The following is a 17413-nucleotide window of genomic DNA, read 5'->3' on the forward strand; positions in this document are numbered from 1 at the left end:
GGGCCGAGGATGACGGCGTCATCGAATGGGATTTTTGTCAGTCAACGGCTGGCGCTTGGTTTTTCTTCTCGCATTTCTGCCAAGCCTCGGCCACATGGCCGAGTGCAGTGATAAACACATCCGGGTTTTCACCCTCCATCGCCATCTCGAGATATTCCAGCATATCTGCCGGACTTTCGATATAATCGGCGATCTCGAAGCAACTTGTAGCTATCATAAGAAGGCTCCCCAATTTTGCGAAAAGTATCCAATTGGATACCGATTGCCACAAAGTCCCGCCAGCCAATGTTTCCGCTTGCCCGCTCTTCAATAAAGCGCGAATTGCGTTAGATATATCCTCAGGAACAGGGGATCTCCGCATGCTCTTCATCATTCTCGGCATCATCGCCGTCGCAGCACTCTATCTCGTGATGCTCTATAACGGCCTCGTCAAATCCCGGCAGATGGCCGAGGAGGCGTGGTCGGGCATCGATGTGCAGCTGAAGCGCCGCGCCGATCTCATTCCCAATCTCATCGAAACCGTCAAAGGGTATGCCGCCCACGAAAAGGGCACGTTCGAGGAGGTCGTGCGGCTTCGCAATCAGGCGCAGGCGGTGCCGGCGGGTGATGTCGAGGGCAGGGCGGTCGCCGAAGGCATGCTCTCCCAGGCGCTCGGAAAACTGTTCGCGCTTGCCGAAGCCTATCCCGATCTGAAGGCCAACCAGAATTTTTCCGAACTGCAGGCATCGCTGGAAACGCTGGAAAGCGAGATCCAGATGTCGCGGCGCTATTACAATGGCGCGGCGCGTGATCTCAACGTCAAGGTCGAAAGTTTTCCGTCCAACATCGTGGCCGGCCAGTTCGGTTTTGCCAAAAAGCCGTTTTTCGAGATCACCAACGAAGCTGATCGCGCCGTTCCAAGCGTCAAGTTCTGATCTGCCACAGTTCCTGTGCTTCCCCTTTGTGCAGCGACGGTTTAAGACGCTGCCGACATGATTTTATTGGCCTGAAAGCCTCGCCGGTCATCCGGCGGAAGGCTGGCGAGAGACTTGAAAAATGCCCAAGGAAAAGCTGACCATCGTCCCCCATCCGGCGCCGCTGTCCGGCCGTGCCGTGCCGCCCGGTTCCAAGTCGATCACCAACCGCGCGCTGCTTCTGGCCGGCCTGGCAAAAGGCACCAGCCGGCTGACCGGCGCGCTGAAAAGCGATGACACGCGTTATATGGCGGAAGCTCTGCGCGCCATGGGCGTTGTGGTGGACGAACCGGATGCAACGACCTTCGTCGTCACCGGCAATGGTGAACTGAAGGCCCCGGCCGGTCCGCTTTTCCTCGGCAATGCCGGAACCGCCACCCGCTTTTTGACCGCCGCCCTGGCGCTTGGCCACGGCCGTTACGTGGTCGATGGCGACGAGCACATGCGCAAACGTCCCATCAAGCCGCTGGTCGATGCGCTGAAATCGCTGGGCGTGGCGATCGAGGCCCCGACCGGCTGCCCGCCGGTCACCATCGATGCCAATGGCACATTCGCCAGCAACAAGGTCGTCATCGATGCCGGCCTGTCGAGCCAGTATGTGTCTGCCCTGCAGATGGCCGCCGCCTGCGGTTCCGAACCCTTCACCATCGAGCTTGCCGGTGCCGATATCGGCGCGCGCGGGTATATCGACCTGACGCTGGCGGCCATGCGCGCTTTCGGCGCAAAAGTCTCGCAGCCGACGCCGTCTTCCTGGGTGATCGAGCCGACCGGTTATACAGCGACCGATTTCGTCGTCGAGCCGGATGCATCCGCCGCCACCTATCTCTGGGCCGCCGAAGTGCTGACCCAAGGGCAGATTGATCTCGGCGTCAAAAACGAGGAATTCACCCAGCCGGACGCCAAGGCTTTTGACGTCATCCGCCAGTTTCCGCACCTGCCGGCTGAAATCGACGGTTCGCAGATGCAGGATGCGGTGCCGACCATCGCCGTGCTGGCCGCCTTCAATGAAACGCCGGTGCGTTTTGTCGGCATAGCCAACCTGCGCGTCAAGGAATGCGACCGCATCCGCGCCGTCTCCACCGGGCTCAACAACATCCGCGAGGGGCTGGCCACCGAAGAGGGCGATGACCTGATCGTCGCCTCCGATCCGTCGCTTTCCGGCCAGACGCTGTCGGCAAAAATCGACACGTTTGCCGACCACCGCATCGCCATGAGCTTTGCGCTGGCGGGGTTGAAGATCGGCGGCATCACCATTCTGGATCCCGATTGCGTGGGCAAAACCTTCCCGGAATATTGGGATGTGCTGTCCTCGCTCGGCGTTTCCATCGAGGATTGATTTTTTAAAACGGGGGGAAGAGTGTTGATGCGACGGATTTCCGGCTTTTGTCTTGCTCTTCTCCTCATCTTCGCTTTGCCGCTCGCCGCATGGGCGCGTGAAGAAATCCTCTCCTACCATTCCGATGTGGTGGTGGAGCCGGATGGCGCCTTCACGGTGACGGAAACCATTCGCGTCAATGCCGAAGGCGTGGATATCCGGCGCGGCATCTTTCGCGATTTTCCGTTGCGCACCCGCACCCAGTCGGACAGGCTGATCACCGCCGGTTTCGAACTCCTGTCGGTGACGCGGGATGGCCGCCCGGAATCCTCGCATACGGAAAACATTTCCGGCGGCATCCGCATCTATGCGGGGAATGCAGACACTCGCCTGTCACCCGGCATCTACAGTTACACCTTTCGTTACCACACCGACCGCTGGATCCTGCGCTACGACGATCAGGACGAGGTCTACTGGAACGTCAACGGCTCCGGCTGGCAGTTCCCGATCCGCAAGGTCACAGCCGCCATCCATCTGCCCGGCGCGACCGCCCCCATCGCCACCGATTATTTCACCGGCGGTTATGGCGGCGAAGGCAAGGATGCCCGCGTCAGGGTTTCCGGCAATACCGCCTTTTTCGAAACCACACGGCCATTCGGCCCGCAAGAAAACCTCACCGTGTTGGTCGGTTTCCCCAAGGGCGTGCTGCCGGAACCGACGGCTGCGCAAAAATTCTGGCAGTTCGTGGCTGACAGCGCCGGCTGGGTCATCGGCGGGTTCGGCGTCGTCATTGTCGGCCTCTATTACTGGTGGGCGTGGAATGCGGTTGGCCGCGATCCCGAAAAAGGCGTGGTGGTGCCGCGCTGGGATGCGCCTGAAAACCTGTCGCCGGCGCTTGTGAACTACGTGGAGAACAAGGGTTTTTCCGGTGGTGGCTGGACGGCGTTTTCCGCGACGCTGCTGCATCTGGCGGTCGGCGGTTATGTCGAACTCGACGATCTTTCCAGCGACATCGTGGTGCGCCGTACGGAAAAACCGCTTCCCGCCGATCTGCCGTCCGGCCAGAAAGCCATTCTCGCCGCAGTCGGCAAGCCGGGTGAAGAACTCACTATATCCAAGGACAATGGCCCGGCCGTCGAACAGCTCGGCATGCGCTTCCGCAGCGCCATCGAGAAGGAACATCGCGGCAAATATTACAAGGCCAATACCGGTTATATCGTCGGCGGCATTGCTCTCAGTCTGGTCCTGCTGGTGCCGCTGTTCATCTTTGGCAATTTTTCGGAAGACACGATCGGCATGATGATCGCGCCGGTGTTCTTCACGGTCTTCATCGGCATATTCGCCGCCGGTGCGGCCAAGGGCCTGCGCCGTGGCGCGCGGCTAGGCCAGCGCATCTTTTCCATCATCATTTTGGCCGTGATCGGCTTTGTCGTCATCACCGCGCTGGCGTCAGGCGCCCTGCTGATGCTGAGCGAACTTCTGCATGGCGGCGATATCGGCGGCCCGGTCTGCGTTGCTGCCATCGTGCTGATCAATCTTCTGTTCTTCTTCCTGATGGGGGCGCCCACCCCGCTCGGGCGAAAACTGAGCGATGGCATCGAGGGCCTGCGGCTTTACCTGACGGTGGCAGAACAGGACCGCATGAACATGGCGGGCGCACCCACCATGTCGCCGCAGCATTTTGAAAAGCTGCTGCCCTATGCGGTGGCGCTCGGCGTGGAAAAACCATGGTCGAAGGCGTTTGAAACCTGGCTTGCGGCAGCCGGCGTCGGTGCCGCGGCAGGCGCTGCCGCCGCCTATAGTCCCGGCTGGTATCACGGCGGATCGATGGGGGATTTCTCCGGCCGCATCAGCGACTTTTCCTCTTCCATGGCCTCGACCATTTCCTCCTCCATCCCGGCGCCAAAAGCCAGTTCCGGCGGTGGCGGCGGGTTTTCGGGAGGCGGCGGCTTTTCCGGCGGCGGGGGAGGTGGCGGTGGTGGTGGCGGCTGGTAAGCGGACACCACCGCCAACCTCTATTGAATTTCAGGCCAATTGCCCTTACGTTACATGTAACGAACTGCGGAGGTGATGATGCCTTCTTCCACCAGCAAAAGAGTTCAAAAACATCGGGATGCTTTGAGGGCTTCCGGCCTGCGCCCTGTGCAGTTGTGGATGCCCGATACGCGTGTCGCAGGCTTCGCTGAAGAGTGCCGCAGACAAGCCGCAGTCGTTGCCGCTTCCGATGCAAGCGATCCTGATCTCGATATTTTTCTCGATGCGGCCCTTGCCGATCTTGATCACGACGCATGAAACGCGGCGATCTCGTCTCCGTTGCCTTGGCGGGCGATTTCGGCAAACCGCGCCCGGCGCTCGTCATCCAGTCAGATCGGTTCGAAGGTACCGGTACGGTCACTCTATTGTTGATATCGTCGGAACTGGTGGAAGCCTCGTCGATCCGCCTGACAGTCGAACCCACGCCTGAAAACGGTCTGCACAAGACATCGCAGGTGATGATCGATAAGGCGATGTCGGTGAAACGTGAGAAGCTCGGCCCGGTCTTCGGTCGCATCAACGACGAGACCATGCTGCAGGTGACGCGTGCGCTTGCGGTGTTTTTTCACGTTGTCTGAGGCGATGACCGGGCATTGTCGCACATTCGAAACGATATTTGCCATTGTGCAGCGGCGTCTATCTTTGCTAGCAGAAGCACACGATTTTTCACCCCCATGCCGGACCACGGTCCGTCCCTCCCGATGACGGGAGGGTGAGGAAAACTGATTATGCCCGATCTCCTGCTTGAACTTCGCTCCGAGGAAATTCCCGCACGCATGCAGCGCAAGGCGGCGGGCGATCTGAAAAAGCTCGTTACCGACGCGCTGGTGGATGCGGGTCTCACCTATGAGGGTGCGCGCGAATACTGGACGCCGCGCCGCCTGACGCTGGATATTCGCGGCCTCACCGCCCGTTCCGCCGATCAGCGCGAAGAGATCAAGGGCCCATCCACCAAGGCGCCGGAACAGGCGATCGCCGGTTTCCTGCGCAAGGCGGGTCTTGCCGATGTGTCGGAAGCCAAAATCGTGTCCGATCCCAAGAAGGGCGATTTTTATGTCGCCATCGTCTCCAAGCCCGGCCGTGCGGCAGAAGAGATTATTTCCGACGTGATGCCCGGCATCATCCGCACCTTTCCCTGGCCGAAATCCATGCGCTCGGGTTACGCCTCCATGCCCAAGGGCATGGTGTATGGCGGCATCGACGGCAAGGGCTCTGAAAGCCTGCGCTGGGTGCGCCCGCTGCAGTCGATCGTCTGCCTGTTCGGCACAGAAATCGAAGAAACGCAGGTCATCCCGTTCGAAATCGACGGCATCGTCGCCGGCAATGTCACTTATGGCCACCGTTTTCATGCGCCTGATCCCATCACCGTGCGCCGCTTCGATGATTACGTGTCGAGCCTGGAAAAGGCCAAGGTCATGCTCGATGGCGAGCGCCGCAAGGACATGATCCTGCACGATGCCCGCGACATCGCTTTTGCCAACGGCCTGGAACTGGTCGAGGACGAAGGCCTGCTGGAAGAAGTCTCGGGTCTTGTCGAGTGGCCGCATGTTCTGATGGGCACGTTCGAGGAGGATTACCTCCAGATCCCGGCGGAAATCATCCGCCTGACCATCAAGACCAACCAGAAATGTTTTGTGACGCGGCCTCAAGGGTCGGAAGAAGGCCTGTCGAACCGTTTCATCCTGATTTCCAATATCGACGCCAAGGATGGCGGCAAGGAAATCATGCATGGCAATGGCAAGGTTGTGCGCGCCCGCCTGTCCGACGCCAAACATTTCTGGACCCGCGACCAGGGCGACCTGCCGGATCTGGAAACGCTGAAGGTTTCGGCCGAAAAGTTCGGTCTGGACCTGAAAAAGCCGCTCGACCAGCGCATGGCAAAACTCGATGCGCTCAACGTCACATTCCACGCCAAGCTCGGCAGCCAGGGTGAACGGGTTGCCCGTATCCGCGTACTGGCAAAGCAACTCGCTCTGATCACCGGTGCCGATGCCGCTCTGGTGGACCGCGCCGTGGTTCTGGCAAAAGCCGACCTGCGCACCGAAGCCGTTGGCGAATTCCCCGAACTGCAGGGCCTGATGGGCCGTCGTTACGCGCTGTTGCAGGGCGAGGATGCGTCCGTTGCCGCGGCCATCGAAGACCACTGGAAGCCGAACGGCCCTTCCGACCGTCTGCCGGAAGACAAGGTCGGCCTCACGGTGGCGCTGGCCGACAAGCTCGATACGCTGACTGGTTTCTGGGCGATCGACGAAAAGCCGACCGGCTCGAAGGACCCCTATGCGCTGCGCCGTGCGGCACTGGGCGTGGTGCGCATCATTCTGGAGCGGAAGGTGCGGCTGCCACTCACTGCAGAAATTGCCTCCGGAACTCTTCGTTATCTGAAGTTCTTTGATGAGCGGCGAGCTGGTACTTCAAAAGACGAAGCATATGCCTTGGAGTTTGATCATTCAGCTCGAAAAGGGGCTTGGGATGCAGAAACGCTTTCTAAGCTAAATCTTGATGAAGATTTGGGTTTTTCGGATGCTGAGTTTGCCAATATGCCGAAGACCAAAATACAAATCAAAGCCGATGAAATTGCCATCGATCTTCTCTCCTTCTTCCACGACCGCCTGAAAGTGTATCTGCGCGATATGGGTGCGCGCCACGATGTCATCGACGCCGTGCTGACACCTGAAGCCGATGATCTGCTGCTGGTTGCCCGCCGCGCCGAGGCGCTGACCGCTTTCGTCACCTCTGAAGACGGCAAGAATCTGCTGGCCGGTACCAAGCGCGCCACCCAGCTGCTTGCCGCCGAAGAAAAGAAGGGCACTGCGGTTGCGACAAGCGTTTCGGAAACGCTCCTGACGCTCGATGCCGAAAAGGCGCTCTGGGCCGCCATCACCGTCGCTTCGAAGGAAGCATCCGAGGCTGTCGCCAAGGAAGACTTTATCGCCGCCATGGAAGCGCTCTCCAAGCTTCGTGCGCCGGTCGACAAATTCTTCGAGGACGTTCTGGTCAACGACGAGGACAATGCCATCCGCGCCAACCGCCTGGCCCTGCTGAAGGCCATCCGCGAGGCGACCGGCACGGTTGCGGACTTTTCCAAGATCAGTGGGTGAGGGGCTGACGCCACCCTCTCGACGTCATCCTCGGGCTTGACCCGAGGATCTCACCACGCCTGAAAAATGGGCCGCAGCAGATGCTCGGGACAGGCCCGAGCATGACGGTGGTGGGCGTTGCGCTCACCTGACAGCGTTGCCGACCCATGCTAGTCTGCCGCTTCCACCTCACTCTGGAGCCGTCATGAACAAGCCTGTGCAAGTGACAATCGGCGAACCGCTCGCCAGTTTCGTTCGAGGCGAAATGGAGCATGGTGGTTTCGATACGCCCGAAGCCGTCGTTGAAGCCGGTTTGCGGCTTCTGGAGGCCGAGCAGGCCAAATATGCCAAGCTCCGTGAGGCGCTGATCGAAGGCGAGCAGAGCGGTGAGCCAATTCCCTTTGACCCGGAGGCGCTCATGGCTTCCGTGCGCGAGTCATGGAGGAAGCGTGGTTGATGTTCATCTCAGTCCGCGCGCGGAAAGGGATTTCATCGATATCGGTTATTACACGCGCGAGCAGTGGTCTGCGATACAGGCCGAGACTTATCTGAGCCAGATCCTCCACATCATCAGCCAGATCGGCGAACGACCCTTGTCGGGACAAACGGTGAGGGGCATCAAGTCTGGCTATCGCCGTCGTCGTGCGGGCGTGCATCTCATATTCTATGCGACCAATTCAGATGGCTCGGTTGAAATTATCCGCATCCTCCACGAAAAGAGCGATGCCCTCCACCATCTCGGTTTTGACTGAATGACTTCCCCAAAAAGAATCCTCGTCAGCGCCTGTCTTCTCGGCCATGCCGTTCGTTATGACGGCAAGGGAAAACCGCTTGCGCATCCGCTTCTGGAACGCTGGAAAGAAGAGGGCAGGGTGGTGACGATATGCCCGGAAATGGCGGTAGGCATGCCCGTGCCGCGGCCGGCGGCGGAAATCGAAAACGGTTTGTCGGGTGAGGATGTGCTCTGCGGTCGAGCAAGGGTGATGGAAATCACCGGTGGGGATGTTTCGGCGGAATTTATTGCGGGGGCGGAGAAGGCCGTGGCTTTTGCTCAAGCCAATGGCTGCACCCACGCGCTGCTGATTGATGGCAGCCCGTCCTGCGGCTCAGGTTTTATCTATGACGGTTCGTTTGCGGGTAAAAAGCTCGTCGGCAATGGCGTCACCGCGGCATTGATGGCGCGCGCCGGTATCGCCGTTTATTCCGATCGTCAGATCGAGGAACTGGCCGCAGTGCTCGGCGCCTGAAAGCGAGAAAACCGCTAGCACCTTTCGGCACTGACGGCTTTCCCACCCCGCGTCCCCCGCGTAGCTCTTTAAAAGTGTATCAGCTTGCCCGGCGCATCTGCCCGGCCATCTGATGCAGGCCGGCGCTCGCGTTTCCGCCATTGCCGATCTTGAAGCCACGGATCAGCCCCAGAAGTTCGTCGGTATCGGCCGCCAGTGTTTCGGCCGATGCCGTGGTTTCCTCGGCCATTGCGGCATTGCGCTGGGTCGCCGCATCCAGCTGGTTCAGCGAGGATGTGATCGAGCGCAGTGTCGTGTCCTGCTCGGCTGCCGAATGGGCGATCTTGCTCACTTCGTCGCTGGCTGCCTTCACCTGATCGGAAATCCGCTTCAGCGCCTCGCCCGCCTCGCCGACAAGACGAACGCCGTTCTGCACCTGGCCGGAAGAGCGGGAAATCTGCTCCTTGATCTCCTTGGCGGCGGCAGCGGAACGCTGTGCCAGTTCGCGCACTTCCTGGGCGACGACGGCAAAACCCTTGCCGCTTTCGCCGGCGCGTGCGGCCTCGACACCCGCGTTGAGTGCCAGAAGGTTGGTCTGGAAGGCGATCTCGTCGATCACGGAAATGATCTTGGTGATCTCGTCCGAAGACTGTTCGATGCCGCTCATAGCACCGATCGCCTGGGCAACGACCGCATCGCTGCGGGTGGCTTCATTGCTGACCGAGGTGACGCGTTGTGCGGCTTCCTTGGCACCCGAAGCGGTCTGGCGCACGGCAACAGCCAGTTCGTCCAGAGCCGCCGAAGTTTCTTCCAGATTGGCCGCCTGACGCTCGGTGCGCTGCGACAACTCGTTGGAAGCGCGGCGGATCTCTTCCTTGGAGCCGCCGATATCGACGCCCTTGGAATTGACCTTGGCCATGGCGGCTTCGAGATGCGACAGCGCCTCGTTGAAATTGTCGCGCAGGTCGGCATAGCGAGACCCAAGATCGTCGCAACGCACGGTCAGGTCACCCTGTGCCAGTGCCGCCAGCGACTTGCCGATGGTGGACACGACGCGGGCCTGCAATTCGGCCTCGCCGCGTTGGTTGTCGAGGTTCTGCTGGCGTTCGCCGTCAAGCTCTTCCTGTTGGCGCTGCTGGCGTTCTTCCATCGCATGGCGCTCGCGCACCTTCTGCTGCAGGGCCTGCGTGGCGCGGGCCATCAGGCCCACCTCGTTCTTCATGCCGGTATGCGGAATGGAAAGGTCGACATTCTCGTCGGCCACCGCATTGAGAGCCGAACGGATATCGCCGAGCGGCTTGGAAATGTTGCGGATGACAATGAAGGCAAGGATGGAGCCGAGCACCAGAATGACGGCGCCGATACCAACGGCCTTGAAGACATCGCCGCGGATCTGGGCTTCGAGGTCATCCACATAAACGCCCGTCACCAGAACCAGCTGCCACGGCTCGAAGGAAAGCGCATAGGAGCTCTTGCGGAAACCGTCGCCCTGCTGGCCCGGCTTCGGGCCGAGGAAATCGGCGGTGCCGCCACCATTGCGGCCGATCTTCACCAGCTCGTCGCGATACATGAAGCCGGTGACGTCAGGCTTGCCCTTGAAGTTCTGCCCGAGCCGCTTCGGGTCCGGATGCAGACGCATCGTGATGTCATAGTCATAGGCGTAAAGGTAACCGTCCGGCTGGAAGGTCATGGCGGAGATCGCGGCAAAAGCCTGTTTCTGGGCTTCCTCGCGGGTCATCTCGCCCTTGGCCTCACGGGCCTGGAAGGATTTCATGATGCCGATGCCGGATTCCACCTGCGTGCGCAGCATGGCATAGCGTTCGGCATAGATGGCCGTGGTCGAGGCCTGGAGTATGAAATATGTGCCGATCGCAAATCCAACCATCAGGGTCAGTACTAGCAGCACAAGCTGATGGGAAATCTTCAGGTTCTTCATGGAGCCCTCAAGGTGGATCGGGCCGCAATCGATGCAGCCTCAACGCGTTTCTGTATCGGTAAGAAAAGCGCATCCTGCGCCGGAGATATGCTGCATCGCACACCCCTGCATTTATACGGGATGATTAAATAAAACTTTAATCAGGAGTGTTTCTCGCTTCGAAAGCAATGTTCAGTTTTGGTTGCTTGGATTTTTTAAATCCATAGGTTGTTTTTAGACGTTTATCCAAATAAATCCATGAGATCGTCCATATTTCTATTTGAATAAGACAGTAGAGATGCGTCGCTGATGGTTGTGGCTGCAAAACGAAAGAAGGCGCCACATGGGTGACGCCTTCGTAAGACATGAGCTGATGTTAAGCTCGTCAGCGGACTTTATTGTTGGCGCAGTTCGAAGCCGCGAAAATCGTCCTGCTCGGCAGCGGCGTCGCCGGCACGTTCGCTCGGTTGCTCGCCGACAGCGGCTGTCGTGGCATCGGCATCGATACCATCCGGCGTTGACGGCAGCACGGCGCGGGCGGTGTCGATCGGGCCGCTGCGCACCGGAAGCGTGGCGTCCGCTTTCTGTTCCGGCGTAGACAGCCATTCCGGCATCTTGCTGATGAAGGTCACCGGCGAACCGCCCCACCATCCTTCGGTGCGCACAAGCTTCTGCTGGCCGTTGATGTCGCGGATTTCGGTTTTCTGAATATCGGGGCCAAGCGCGGGCACCTTGTAGATGCCGGCGCCTTCATCCGGCTTTGCAGGTGCAACCTTGTCGCATGTGGTGCACATCTTTGTAACGATGCTGGTGGTGTGGCCGGTCTCGACCAGTTGCGTGATCGATGAGGCCAGTACCGGGCTGCCGATCGAAAGGATCGCCGCAGTCAGAACAAGAGCACGCATGACAAGTCTCCGGGTTTGCTGCCGCGCATTCGCGGCCGGACGCAATTTTGCTGTCCGCAAGCTTACCCCCGGTTTCCTTGCCATCCGGTCACGATACTTGGTAAATTTTGAACGAATGCCGAGTTGGCACAGGTGGTGGGGATTGGTCAGGTCGCGTGGGTGGCAGTCGTTTATGGATTGGGAGAAGGCAGCGGCTTGCTCTCTTTGATCTCCCCCTTGAGGGCAGGGCAGCCGCGTATGAAAGAAAACCCCTCCCAACCAACCGGGGAGAGCCACGGGTCTCACCCGTCCTTTGGACCCCCACAAGGGGGAGGGCTTAACCCAGCCGTTCCGCGGTAGCTCAATTGGGGCAGGTGTTTGCGGCTAGTTTTCTCCCCCCTTGTGGGGGAGATGCCCGGCAGGGCAGAGGGGGACTTGCTTCCTATGCGATAACGCGCTGCGAACTCTGGCGATCAGCCCTGTTCGCGCGCCACGGCACGCCAGCCGATGTCGCGGCGGCAAAAACCGTTTTCCCATTCCACGCCTTCGACCAGCGCATAGGCGCGGGCCTGCGCCTCGGCAACGGTCGGGCCGGTCGCCGTCACGTTCAGCACGCGGCCGCCGGTTGCAACCAGCTGGCCATCCTTCAGTGCCGTGCCGGCATGAAAGACCTTTTCGCCATCGGTGGTCTGGGGAAGCGCGGTGATCGGCGTGTTCTTGTCGTAGTTGGCAGGATAACCTTTCGAGGCCATCACCACGGTCAGCGCCACATCGTCGCTCCATTCGGCGGAGACCTGATCGAGCGTGCCGGTGGAGGCCGCATACAGCAGCTCCAGAAGGTCGCTCTTCAGCCGCATCAGCAGGACCTGGGTTTCCGGGTCACCGAAGCGCACATTGTATTCGATCAGTTCCGGGCCCTTCTGGGTGATCATCAGGCCGGCAAAGAAGACGCCGGTAAACGGATAACCGCTTTCCGCCATGCCGCGAATGGTCGGCTCGATGATTTCCTTCATGGTGCGTTCCACCATGTCGGGTGTCATAACCGGGGCAGGCGAATAGGCGCCCATGCCGCCGGTATTGGGGCCGGTATCGGCATCGCCGACGCGCTTGTGATCCTGCGCCGTTGCCAGCGCCAGGGCCGTCTTGCCGTCGGAAAGGCAGAAGAAGCTCGCTTCCTCGCCGTCGAGATAGGCTTCCACCACCACTTCGGCGCCGGCCGCGCCGAACGCGCCGTCAAAACAGTCGCTGATGGCGGCGAGTGCCTCCTCGATGGTCATGGCGACGGTGACGCCCTTGCCGGCGGCAAGGCCATCGGCCTTCACGACGATCGGTGCGCCCTGTTCGATGACATAGGCTTTTGCAGCGTCACCATTGGTGAAACGCTTGTAGGCGCCGGTCGGGATGTCGTAGCGGGCGCAGATATCCTTGGTGAAACCCTTGGAGCCTTCCAGCTGGGCGGCTGCCATGGAGGGGCCGAACACGACAAATCCTTCGGCGCGCAGGAAATCGGCGATACCGGCGACCAGCGGGCCTTCCGGGCCGACGACCACGAAATCGATCGCCTTGCTCTTGCAGAAGTCGAGAATGGCGGCGTGATCATCGATGCCGATATCGACCAGCGTGGCGCTGTCGGCCATACCGGGATTGCCGGGGGCCACGAAAAGTTTGGTGAGGCGGGGCGACTGGGCCAATTTCCAGGCCAGCGCATGCTCGCGGCCACCGGAACCGATCAGAAGAACTTTCATATTCCGCCTCTTTGTCTCGCCATAGGTTTAGCCCGTAAATGTGGCTAAGGGGCGGTTAATCGGGGGGGGCGGAAAGGTCAAGGGCTGAGGGTAAACTTGGTGTTTTCCAACCATGTTTCACCTTAGGAATTCCCCGGCCGTGGGAGCGGCCGGAGAGGCATGGTCAGGGGGCGAACGGGTCCGTCCGTATCATCAACGTCGCTTCGAAAATCCGTCTGTTGCGATAGGTGAGGAAGGGAACGGGCTCATTGTTTATTTTTGCTAAGTACAACTTATTGTTGAGGTAATGGATAACTGCCTCCAGTTCTTCGGTGCCGACTGCATCGTCGGCTGCAAGAATCCTGGCAACCTTCTTTGGCATGAACATCTCCACTCTGAATGTCGCATCATGCGACAGGGGGAAGTATAGGAAGGCGCCCCAATATGAGAACCTGTCATTTCGCATGGCTGTCGACATGGTTACGATCCGGTAACCATTTGTGCCGGAACGGTGCAGGTCGAAGGCAAAGCTGTGGAGGCCTGAATGCCTGCGTTGTCATGCCACAAAGTTCGACTATGGTCGCCACTCCGAATTTGTACGTGAGAACCCCATGGCCGCTGACATCCGCTCCCTCGCCGTCACCATTGCCGCCGAGATCAATTCGCGGCCCGATCAGGCCGTCGCCGCCATCGGACTTCTCGACGAGGGCGCGACCGTTCCCTTCATCGCCCGTTACCGCAAGGAAGTGACCGGCGGTCTGGATGATACGCAGCTGCGCAACCTCGCCGAACGCCTCGTCTATCTGCGCGAACTGGAAGCCCGGCGCTCGTCGATCGTCGACAGCATCAACGGCCAAGGGAAAATGACCGACGATCTGGCGGTGAAACTCGCCAAGGCCGTCACCAAGGCGGAACTGGAAGATCTTTATCTTCCCTACAAGCCCAAGCGCCGCACCCGCGCCGAAATCGCCCGCGAGCGCGGCCTAGGCCCGCTGGCCGAAGCGATCTGGGCCGACCGTTCCTCCGATCCGGCCGCGCTGGCGCAAGCCTATATCACCGGCGAAGTGACCGACCTGAAAGTGGCGCTGGAAGGTGCCCGCGATATCGTTGCCGAAACCATTTCCGAAAATGCCGACCTGCTTGGACGCCTGCGCAATCACATGCGCGACGGCGCGCAGCTGAAGGCACGGGTGGTCGATGGCAAGCAGGAGGCGGGTGCAAAATTCGCCGATTATTTCGACCATACCGAACGCTGGGCGACAGCCCCCGGCCACCGCGCGCTCGCCATGTTGCGCGGCTGGAACGAGGAGTTTCTGACGCTCACCATCGAGGTCGATGCCGATGACACGTCACCGGTCAAACCGGCGCAGCGCATCATCGCCATGGCCTTCGATATCCGCGACAAGGGGGCAAGCGACCGCTGGCTGATGGAAGTCGCCGGCTGGACATGGCGTGTGAAACTGTCGATGTCGCTGTCTCTCGACCTGATGCGCGAGATGCGTGAGCGCGCCGAAGCCGAGGCGATCCAGGTTTTCGCCCGCAATCTCAAAGACCTGTTGCTGGCGGCTCCCGCCGGTTCACGGGCCACGATGGGCCTCGATCCGGGCATCCGCACCGGCGTCAAGGTGGCGATCGTCGATGCCACCGGCAAGCTCATCGACACCTCCACGGTCTATCCGTTCCAGCCGCGTAATGACGTGCGCGGCGCGCAGACCGAGCTTGCGGCACTCATCCGCAAACACAATGTCGAACTGATCTCGATCGGCAACGGTACCGGCAGCCGCGAAACTGAAAAGCTGGTCGCTGACCTGCTCACCAACCTTCCGGGCGCGAAGCCGACAAAAGTCATCGTCTCGGAAGCCGGCGCCTCGGTCTATTCGGCATCGGAAACCGCAGCGCTGGAATTCCCCGGCCTCGACGTCTCCTTGCGCGGTGCCGTCTCTATCGCGCGGCGCCTGCAGGATCCGCTGGCGGAACTGGTGAAGATCGAACCCAAGGCAATCGGCGTCGGCCAGTACCAGCACGATGTCGATCAGGGCAAGCTTGCCCGCTCGCTGGATGCGGTGGTCGAAGATGCCGTGAACGCGGTCGGCGTCGATCTCAATATGGCCTCCGCACCACTGCTTGCCCGCGTCTCGGGCCTCAGCAAATCGATCGCCGAAGCCATTGTGTCCCACCGCGATGCCAATGGCGCATTCGCCAGCCGCAAGGACCTGCTGAAAGTCGCACGCCTCGGCAATCGCACATTCGAACAGGCGGCCGGCTTCCTGCGTATCCCGAACGGCAAGGAGCCGCTCGATGCGTCCTCCGTCCACCCGGAAGCTTATGGTGTAGCCAAAAAGATCGTTGCCGCCTGCGGCCGTGACCTGCGCACGCTGATGGGTGACAGCGCGGCGCTCAAAGCCGTCGATCCGCGCCAGTTCATCGACGAACAATTTGGTCTGCCGACCGTCAAGGACATCATCGCCGAGCTGGAAAAACCCGGCCGCGACCCGCGCCCCAGCTTCAAGACCGCGACCTTTGCGGACGGCATCGACGAGATTACCGACCTCAAGATCGGTATGCTGCTGGAAGGCACGGTGACCAATGTCGCCGCCTTTGGCGCCTTCGTCGATATCGGCGTGCATCAGGATGGGCTCGTGCACGTTTCGCAACTGGCCGACAAGTTCGTCAAGGATCCGCATGAAGTGGTGAAGGCCGGCGATGTCGTGAAGGTGCGCGTCGTCGAAGTGGATGTGAAGCGCAAGCGCATCGCGCTCACCATGCGCAAGGATGGTGGCGATACGCCGCCGCCCGGTCCGCGTGGTGGCGATCGCGGCAAACCGGTCAATCCGAAACTGATGAATACCGAAAAGCCGGCAAGCCAGGGCGCTTTTGGCGCGGCGCTGGCGGAAGCGATGAAGAAACGATAAGCGCATCCGCCATCTCCCTCGGTGTGGGGGAGATGGCGGATGCGGATGTGGTGGGCGTTGATTGACGATCTTCTCAACGAAGATGAGCAACCGATATGCAGGCCGCAATGAAGAGGAGTATGCCGAGCATGAGCAAGCTCCAGGGAAATAGCGCGATCGTGAAAGCGACAAGGCTTCCGATAAGGGCGATAAAAGCCACAGCCAGGAATATCCTTGCGACAGTGCTCCGCATTGATCCAATCAATCCGAGAAAAAACGAACGGGCAGAACGTCAGATGGCTGCATCGAATGCATCTGCCTCACTTTGAGTGGCGAAGGTGAATGTGACCAGTTCACTGTCGTCGCCTTGACGGATGCCAATTGCGGTCACAATCAATCGGGCGATCTCATCGCGCGCATCGTTTTCCGACCGAGACGAATTCACCGATTTCTCGATGGCTGCTGCGAATACTTCGCTGATGACCCCGAGGCGCATATTGTGCTTCATGATGATGTCCCGGTCCTCGATGATCGCTGTCTGTTCAGCCTTCGGGATCCCGGCATTGTCCAATGCGGTAATCGTGGCATTCGTCGCGAGCTTGATCGGACCTTCCGCAAGCCAGCGATCAACCATTTGATGGAACTGACGCATACGCGCGGCGGGGATTGTTTTCTGTACAGTGATCGACATCGGGTTCCTTTGTCAGCTTGCATTCATGCCGGCACACGCGTCCCGGGTAAGGGGCCGGCTATGGCCATGACCTTGCGTGAGATGGGTGTATGGGGTCGAGCTGCAGGCTTCAATGTATTTGTGCTGAAGGGCCGCCGTTGCCGAAGGTGGTTTGAAGCGAAAACGGCTATGCAAAGCGGCCTCATGCACCGTTTCTGGTCGAAAGCGCCCAAGCCATTCGGATGAATTCGTGCTATTGCCAAACGCATAATCATGACAGCAGTCGCCCCCGAAAAACATTCTACGGGGCACCGCATCAGGAAAGATCGACCGATGGCCCGCAAGAATAGAGATGAATTCGCTTCATGGGACGAGGCGCAGCCGGAGCCGGTGTTTTGTCCACTCTGCGAGCGAGTCATCCCGGACGAGCAGATGGATGCGCATCATCTGGTGCCCAAGAGCAAGGGCGGCAAACAAACCGTCGCCCTGCACCGTATCTGCCACGACCAGATACATTCGATTTTTACCGATGCCCAACTCGCCAAGAAGTTCTCCACGATCGAGGCCATTCTTGAAGACGCTGCCGTGCAGAAATTCGTGGCCTGGGTAAAAGGCAAGCCGCCGGGTTTTTCCGATTCAGCGAAGGAATCACAGCAATCCAATCGGGGGCGCGGTCGCAAGGCCTGATGATGGCAGTGCACGCTTGTCGGTGAGGTGCAGGCAA

Annotated in this window: 17 protein-coding genes; 11 read left to right on the top strand and 6 right to left on the bottom strand. The window is 60.0% G+C overall.

The window, feature by feature from the left end; all coding sequences use genetic code 11:
• Window positions 1-37: 37 nt before the first annotated feature.
• Window positions 38-373: a hypothetical protein gene (locus EDF70_RS08025; RefSeq protein ID WP_132272838.1), complete on the bottom strand. Its 336-nt coding sequence runs from the start codon at window positions 371-373 to the stop codon at window positions 38-40.
• Between EDF70_RS08025 and EDF70_RS08030 the strand changes: the two genes are divergently transcribed.
• The 9 genes from EDF70_RS08030 to EDF70_RS08070 all read left to right on the top strand — a co-directional run bounded on the left by EDF70_RS08030 (window position 360) and on the right by EDF70_RS08070 (window position 8626).
• A complete protein-coding gene (locus EDF70_RS08030; RefSeq protein ID WP_132272839.1) occupies window positions 360-914 on the top strand; it encodes a LemA family protein in 555 nt (184 codons plus the stop codon). The two genes, EDF70_RS08025 and EDF70_RS08030, sit on opposite strands and share 14 nt — an antisense overlap.
• A gap of 121 nt (window positions 915-1035) precedes the next feature.
• The gene (gene aroA / locus EDF70_RS08035) at window positions 1036-2289 is read left to right on the top strand and encodes a 3-phosphoshikimate 1-carboxyvinyltransferase (protein ID WP_132272840.1); all 1254 of its coding nucleotides are present in this window, start codon (window positions 1036-1038) and stop codon (window positions 2287-2289) included.
• A gap of 27 nt (window positions 2290-2316) precedes the next feature.
• Window positions 2317-4263, top strand: a complete 1947-nt coding sequence (locus tag EDF70_RS08040) for a DUF2207 domain-containing protein (RefSeq protein ID WP_132272841.1) — start codon at window positions 2317-2319, stop codon at window positions 4261-4263.
• Between the two features lie 78 nt (window positions 4264-4341).
• Entirely contained in the window at window positions 4342-4560 is a 219-nt protein-coding gene (locus EDF70_RS08045; RefSeq protein WP_132272842.1) for an antitoxin MazE family protein, read from the top strand.
• Window positions 4557-4880, top strand: a complete 324-nt coding sequence (locus EDF70_RS08050) for a type II toxin-antitoxin system PemK/MazF family toxin (RefSeq protein ID WP_132272843.1) — start codon at window positions 4557-4559, stop codon at window positions 4878-4880. The genes EDF70_RS08045 and EDF70_RS08050 overlap by 4 nt, the downstream gene beginning before the upstream one ends.
• Window positions 4881-5030: 150 nt before the next feature.
• A complete protein-coding gene (glyS, locus tag EDF70_RS08055; protein ID WP_132272844.1) occupies window positions 5031-7400 on the top strand; it encodes a glycine--tRNA ligase subunit beta in 2370 nt (789 codons plus the stop codon).
• A 184-nt stretch (window positions 7401-7584) separates the two neighbouring features.
• Complete coding sequence (locus EDF70_RS08060) at window positions 7585-7836, top strand: type II toxin-antitoxin system ParD family antitoxin (RefSeq protein WP_132272845.1); 252 nt, start codon at window positions 7585-7587, stop codon at window positions 7834-7836.
• On the top strand, window positions 7829-8131 hold the full coding sequence (locus EDF70_RS08065; protein ID WP_165931964.1) for a type II toxin-antitoxin system RelE/ParE family toxin: 303 nt from the start codon (window positions 7829-7831) through the stop codon (window positions 8129-8131). Before EDF70_RS08060 ends, EDF70_RS08065 begins: the two co-directional genes overlap by 8 nt.
• A complete protein-coding gene (locus EDF70_RS08070; RefSeq protein ID WP_132272847.1) occupies window positions 8132-8626 on the top strand; it encodes a DUF523 domain-containing protein in 495 nt (164 codons plus the stop codon).
• A 79-nt stretch (window positions 8627-8705) separates the two neighbouring features.
• Here EDF70_RS08070 and EDF70_RS08075 read toward each other — a convergent pair whose 3' ends face one another.
• From EDF70_RS08075 to EDF70_RS08090, 4 genes are all read right to left on the bottom strand, one after another.
• The gene (locus EDF70_RS08075) at window positions 8706-10541 is read right to left on the bottom strand and encodes a methyl-accepting chemotaxis protein (RefSeq protein ID WP_132272848.1); all 1836 of its coding nucleotides are present in this window, start codon (window positions 10539-10541) and stop codon (window positions 8706-8708) included.
• Between the two features lie 374 nt (window positions 10542-10915).
• Entirely contained in the window at window positions 10916-11425 is a 510-nt protein-coding gene (locus tag EDF70_RS08080; protein WP_132272849.1) for a plant virulence effector HPE1-like domain-containing protein, read from the bottom strand.
• A gap of 452 nt (window positions 11426-11877) precedes the next feature.
• Window positions 11878-13149, bottom strand: coding sequence for a phosphoribosylamine--glycine ligase (purD, locus tag EDF70_RS08085; RefSeq protein ID WP_132272850.1), 1272 nt, complete (start codon window positions 13147-13149; stop codon window positions 11878-11880).
• A gap of 163 nt (window positions 13150-13312) precedes the next feature.
• Window positions 13313-13510, bottom strand: coding sequence for a hypothetical protein (locus EDF70_RS08090; RefSeq protein WP_132272851.1), 198 nt, complete (start codon window positions 13508-13510; stop codon window positions 13313-13315).
• 229 nt (window positions 13511-13739) lie between these two features.
• Between EDF70_RS08090 and EDF70_RS08095 the strand changes: the two genes are divergently transcribed.
• Complete coding sequence (locus tag EDF70_RS08095; protein WP_132272852.1) at window positions 13740-16040, top strand: Tex family protein; 2301 nt, start codon at window positions 13740-13742, stop codon at window positions 16038-16040.
• 271 nt (window positions 16041-16311) lie between these two features.
• On the opposite strand, the gene EDF70_RS08100 is transcribed toward EDF70_RS08095, so the two are convergent.
• A complete protein-coding gene (locus tag EDF70_RS08100) occupies window positions 16312-16710 on the bottom strand; it encodes a hypothetical protein (RefSeq protein ID WP_132272853.1) in 399 nt (132 codons plus the stop codon).
• A 312-nt stretch (window positions 16711-17022) separates the two neighbouring features.
• Here EDF70_RS08100 and EDF70_RS08105 point away from each other — a divergent pair, with 312 nt between their 5' ends.
• Window positions 17023-17376, top strand: a complete 354-nt coding sequence (locus tag EDF70_RS08105) for an HNH endonuclease signature motif containing protein (protein ID WP_132272854.1) — start codon at window positions 17023-17025, stop codon at window positions 17374-17376.
• The last annotated feature ends 37 nt before the right edge of the window (window positions 17377-17413 follow it).

The organism is Neorhizobium sp. JUb45 (genome assembly GCF_004343585.1).
Lineage (GTDB): Bacteria > Pseudomonadota > Alphaproteobacteria > Rhizobiales > Rhizobiaceae > Neorhizobium.

Coding starts and splice junctions, on each gene's coding strand:
- EDF70_RS08095 (WP_132272852.1), top strand. CDS start 13,740: ATGGCCGCTGACATCCGCTCCCTCGCCGTCACCATTGCCGCCGAGATC.
- EDF70_RS08090 (WP_132272851.1), bottom strand. CDS start 13,510: ATGCCAAAGAAGGTTGCCAGGATTCTTGCAGCCGACGATGCAGTCGGC.
- EDF70_RS08070 (WP_132272847.1), top strand. CDS start 8,132: ATGACTTCCCCAAAAAGAATCCTCGTCAGCGCCTGTCTTCTCGGCCAT.
- EDF70_RS08075 (WP_132272848.1), bottom strand. CDS start 10,541: ATGAAGAACCTGAAGATTTCCCATCAGCTTGTGCTGCTAGTACTGACC.
- purD (WP_132272850.1), bottom strand. CDS start 13,149: ATGAAAGTTCTTCTGATCGGTTCCGGTGGCCGCGAGCATGCGCTGGCC.
- EDF70_RS08105 (WP_132272854.1), top strand. CDS start 17,023: ATGGCCCGCAAGAATAGAGATGAATTCGCTTCATGGGACGAGGCGCAG.
- EDF70_RS08100 (WP_132272853.1), bottom strand. CDS start 16,710: ATGTCGATCACTGTACAGAAAACAATCCCCGCCGCGCGTATGCGTCAG.
- EDF70_RS08040 (WP_132272841.1), top strand. CDS start 2,317: ATGCGACGGATTTCCGGCTTTTGTCTTGCTCTTCTCCTCATCTTCGCT.
- EDF70_RS08030 (WP_132272839.1), top strand. CDS start 360: ATGCTCTTCATCATTCTCGGCATCATCGCCGTCGCAGCACTCTATCTC.
- EDF70_RS08050 (WP_132272843.1), top strand. CDS start 4,557: ATGAAACGCGGCGATCTCGTCTCCGTTGCCTTGGCGGGCGATTTCGGC.
- EDF70_RS08045 (WP_132272842.1), top strand. CDS start 4,342: ATGCCTTCTTCCACCAGCAAAAGAGTTCAAAAACATCGGGATGCTTTG.
- glyS (WP_132272844.1), top strand. CDS start 5,031: ATGCCCGATCTCCTGCTTGAACTTCGCTCCGAGGAAATTCCCGCACGC.
- EDF70_RS08080 (WP_132272849.1), bottom strand. CDS start 11,425: ATGCGTGCTCTTGTTCTGACTGCGGCGATCCTTTCGATCGGCAGCCCG.
- EDF70_RS08060 (WP_132272845.1), top strand. CDS start 7,585: ATGAACAAGCCTGTGCAAGTGACAATCGGCGAACCGCTCGCCAGTTTC.
- aroA (WP_132272840.1), top strand. CDS start 1,036: ATGCCCAAGGAAAAGCTGACCATCGTCCCCCATCCGGCGCCGCTGTCC.
- EDF70_RS08025 (WP_132272838.1), bottom strand. CDS start 373: ATGATGAAGAGCATGCGGAGATCCCCTGTTCCTGAGGATATATCTAAC.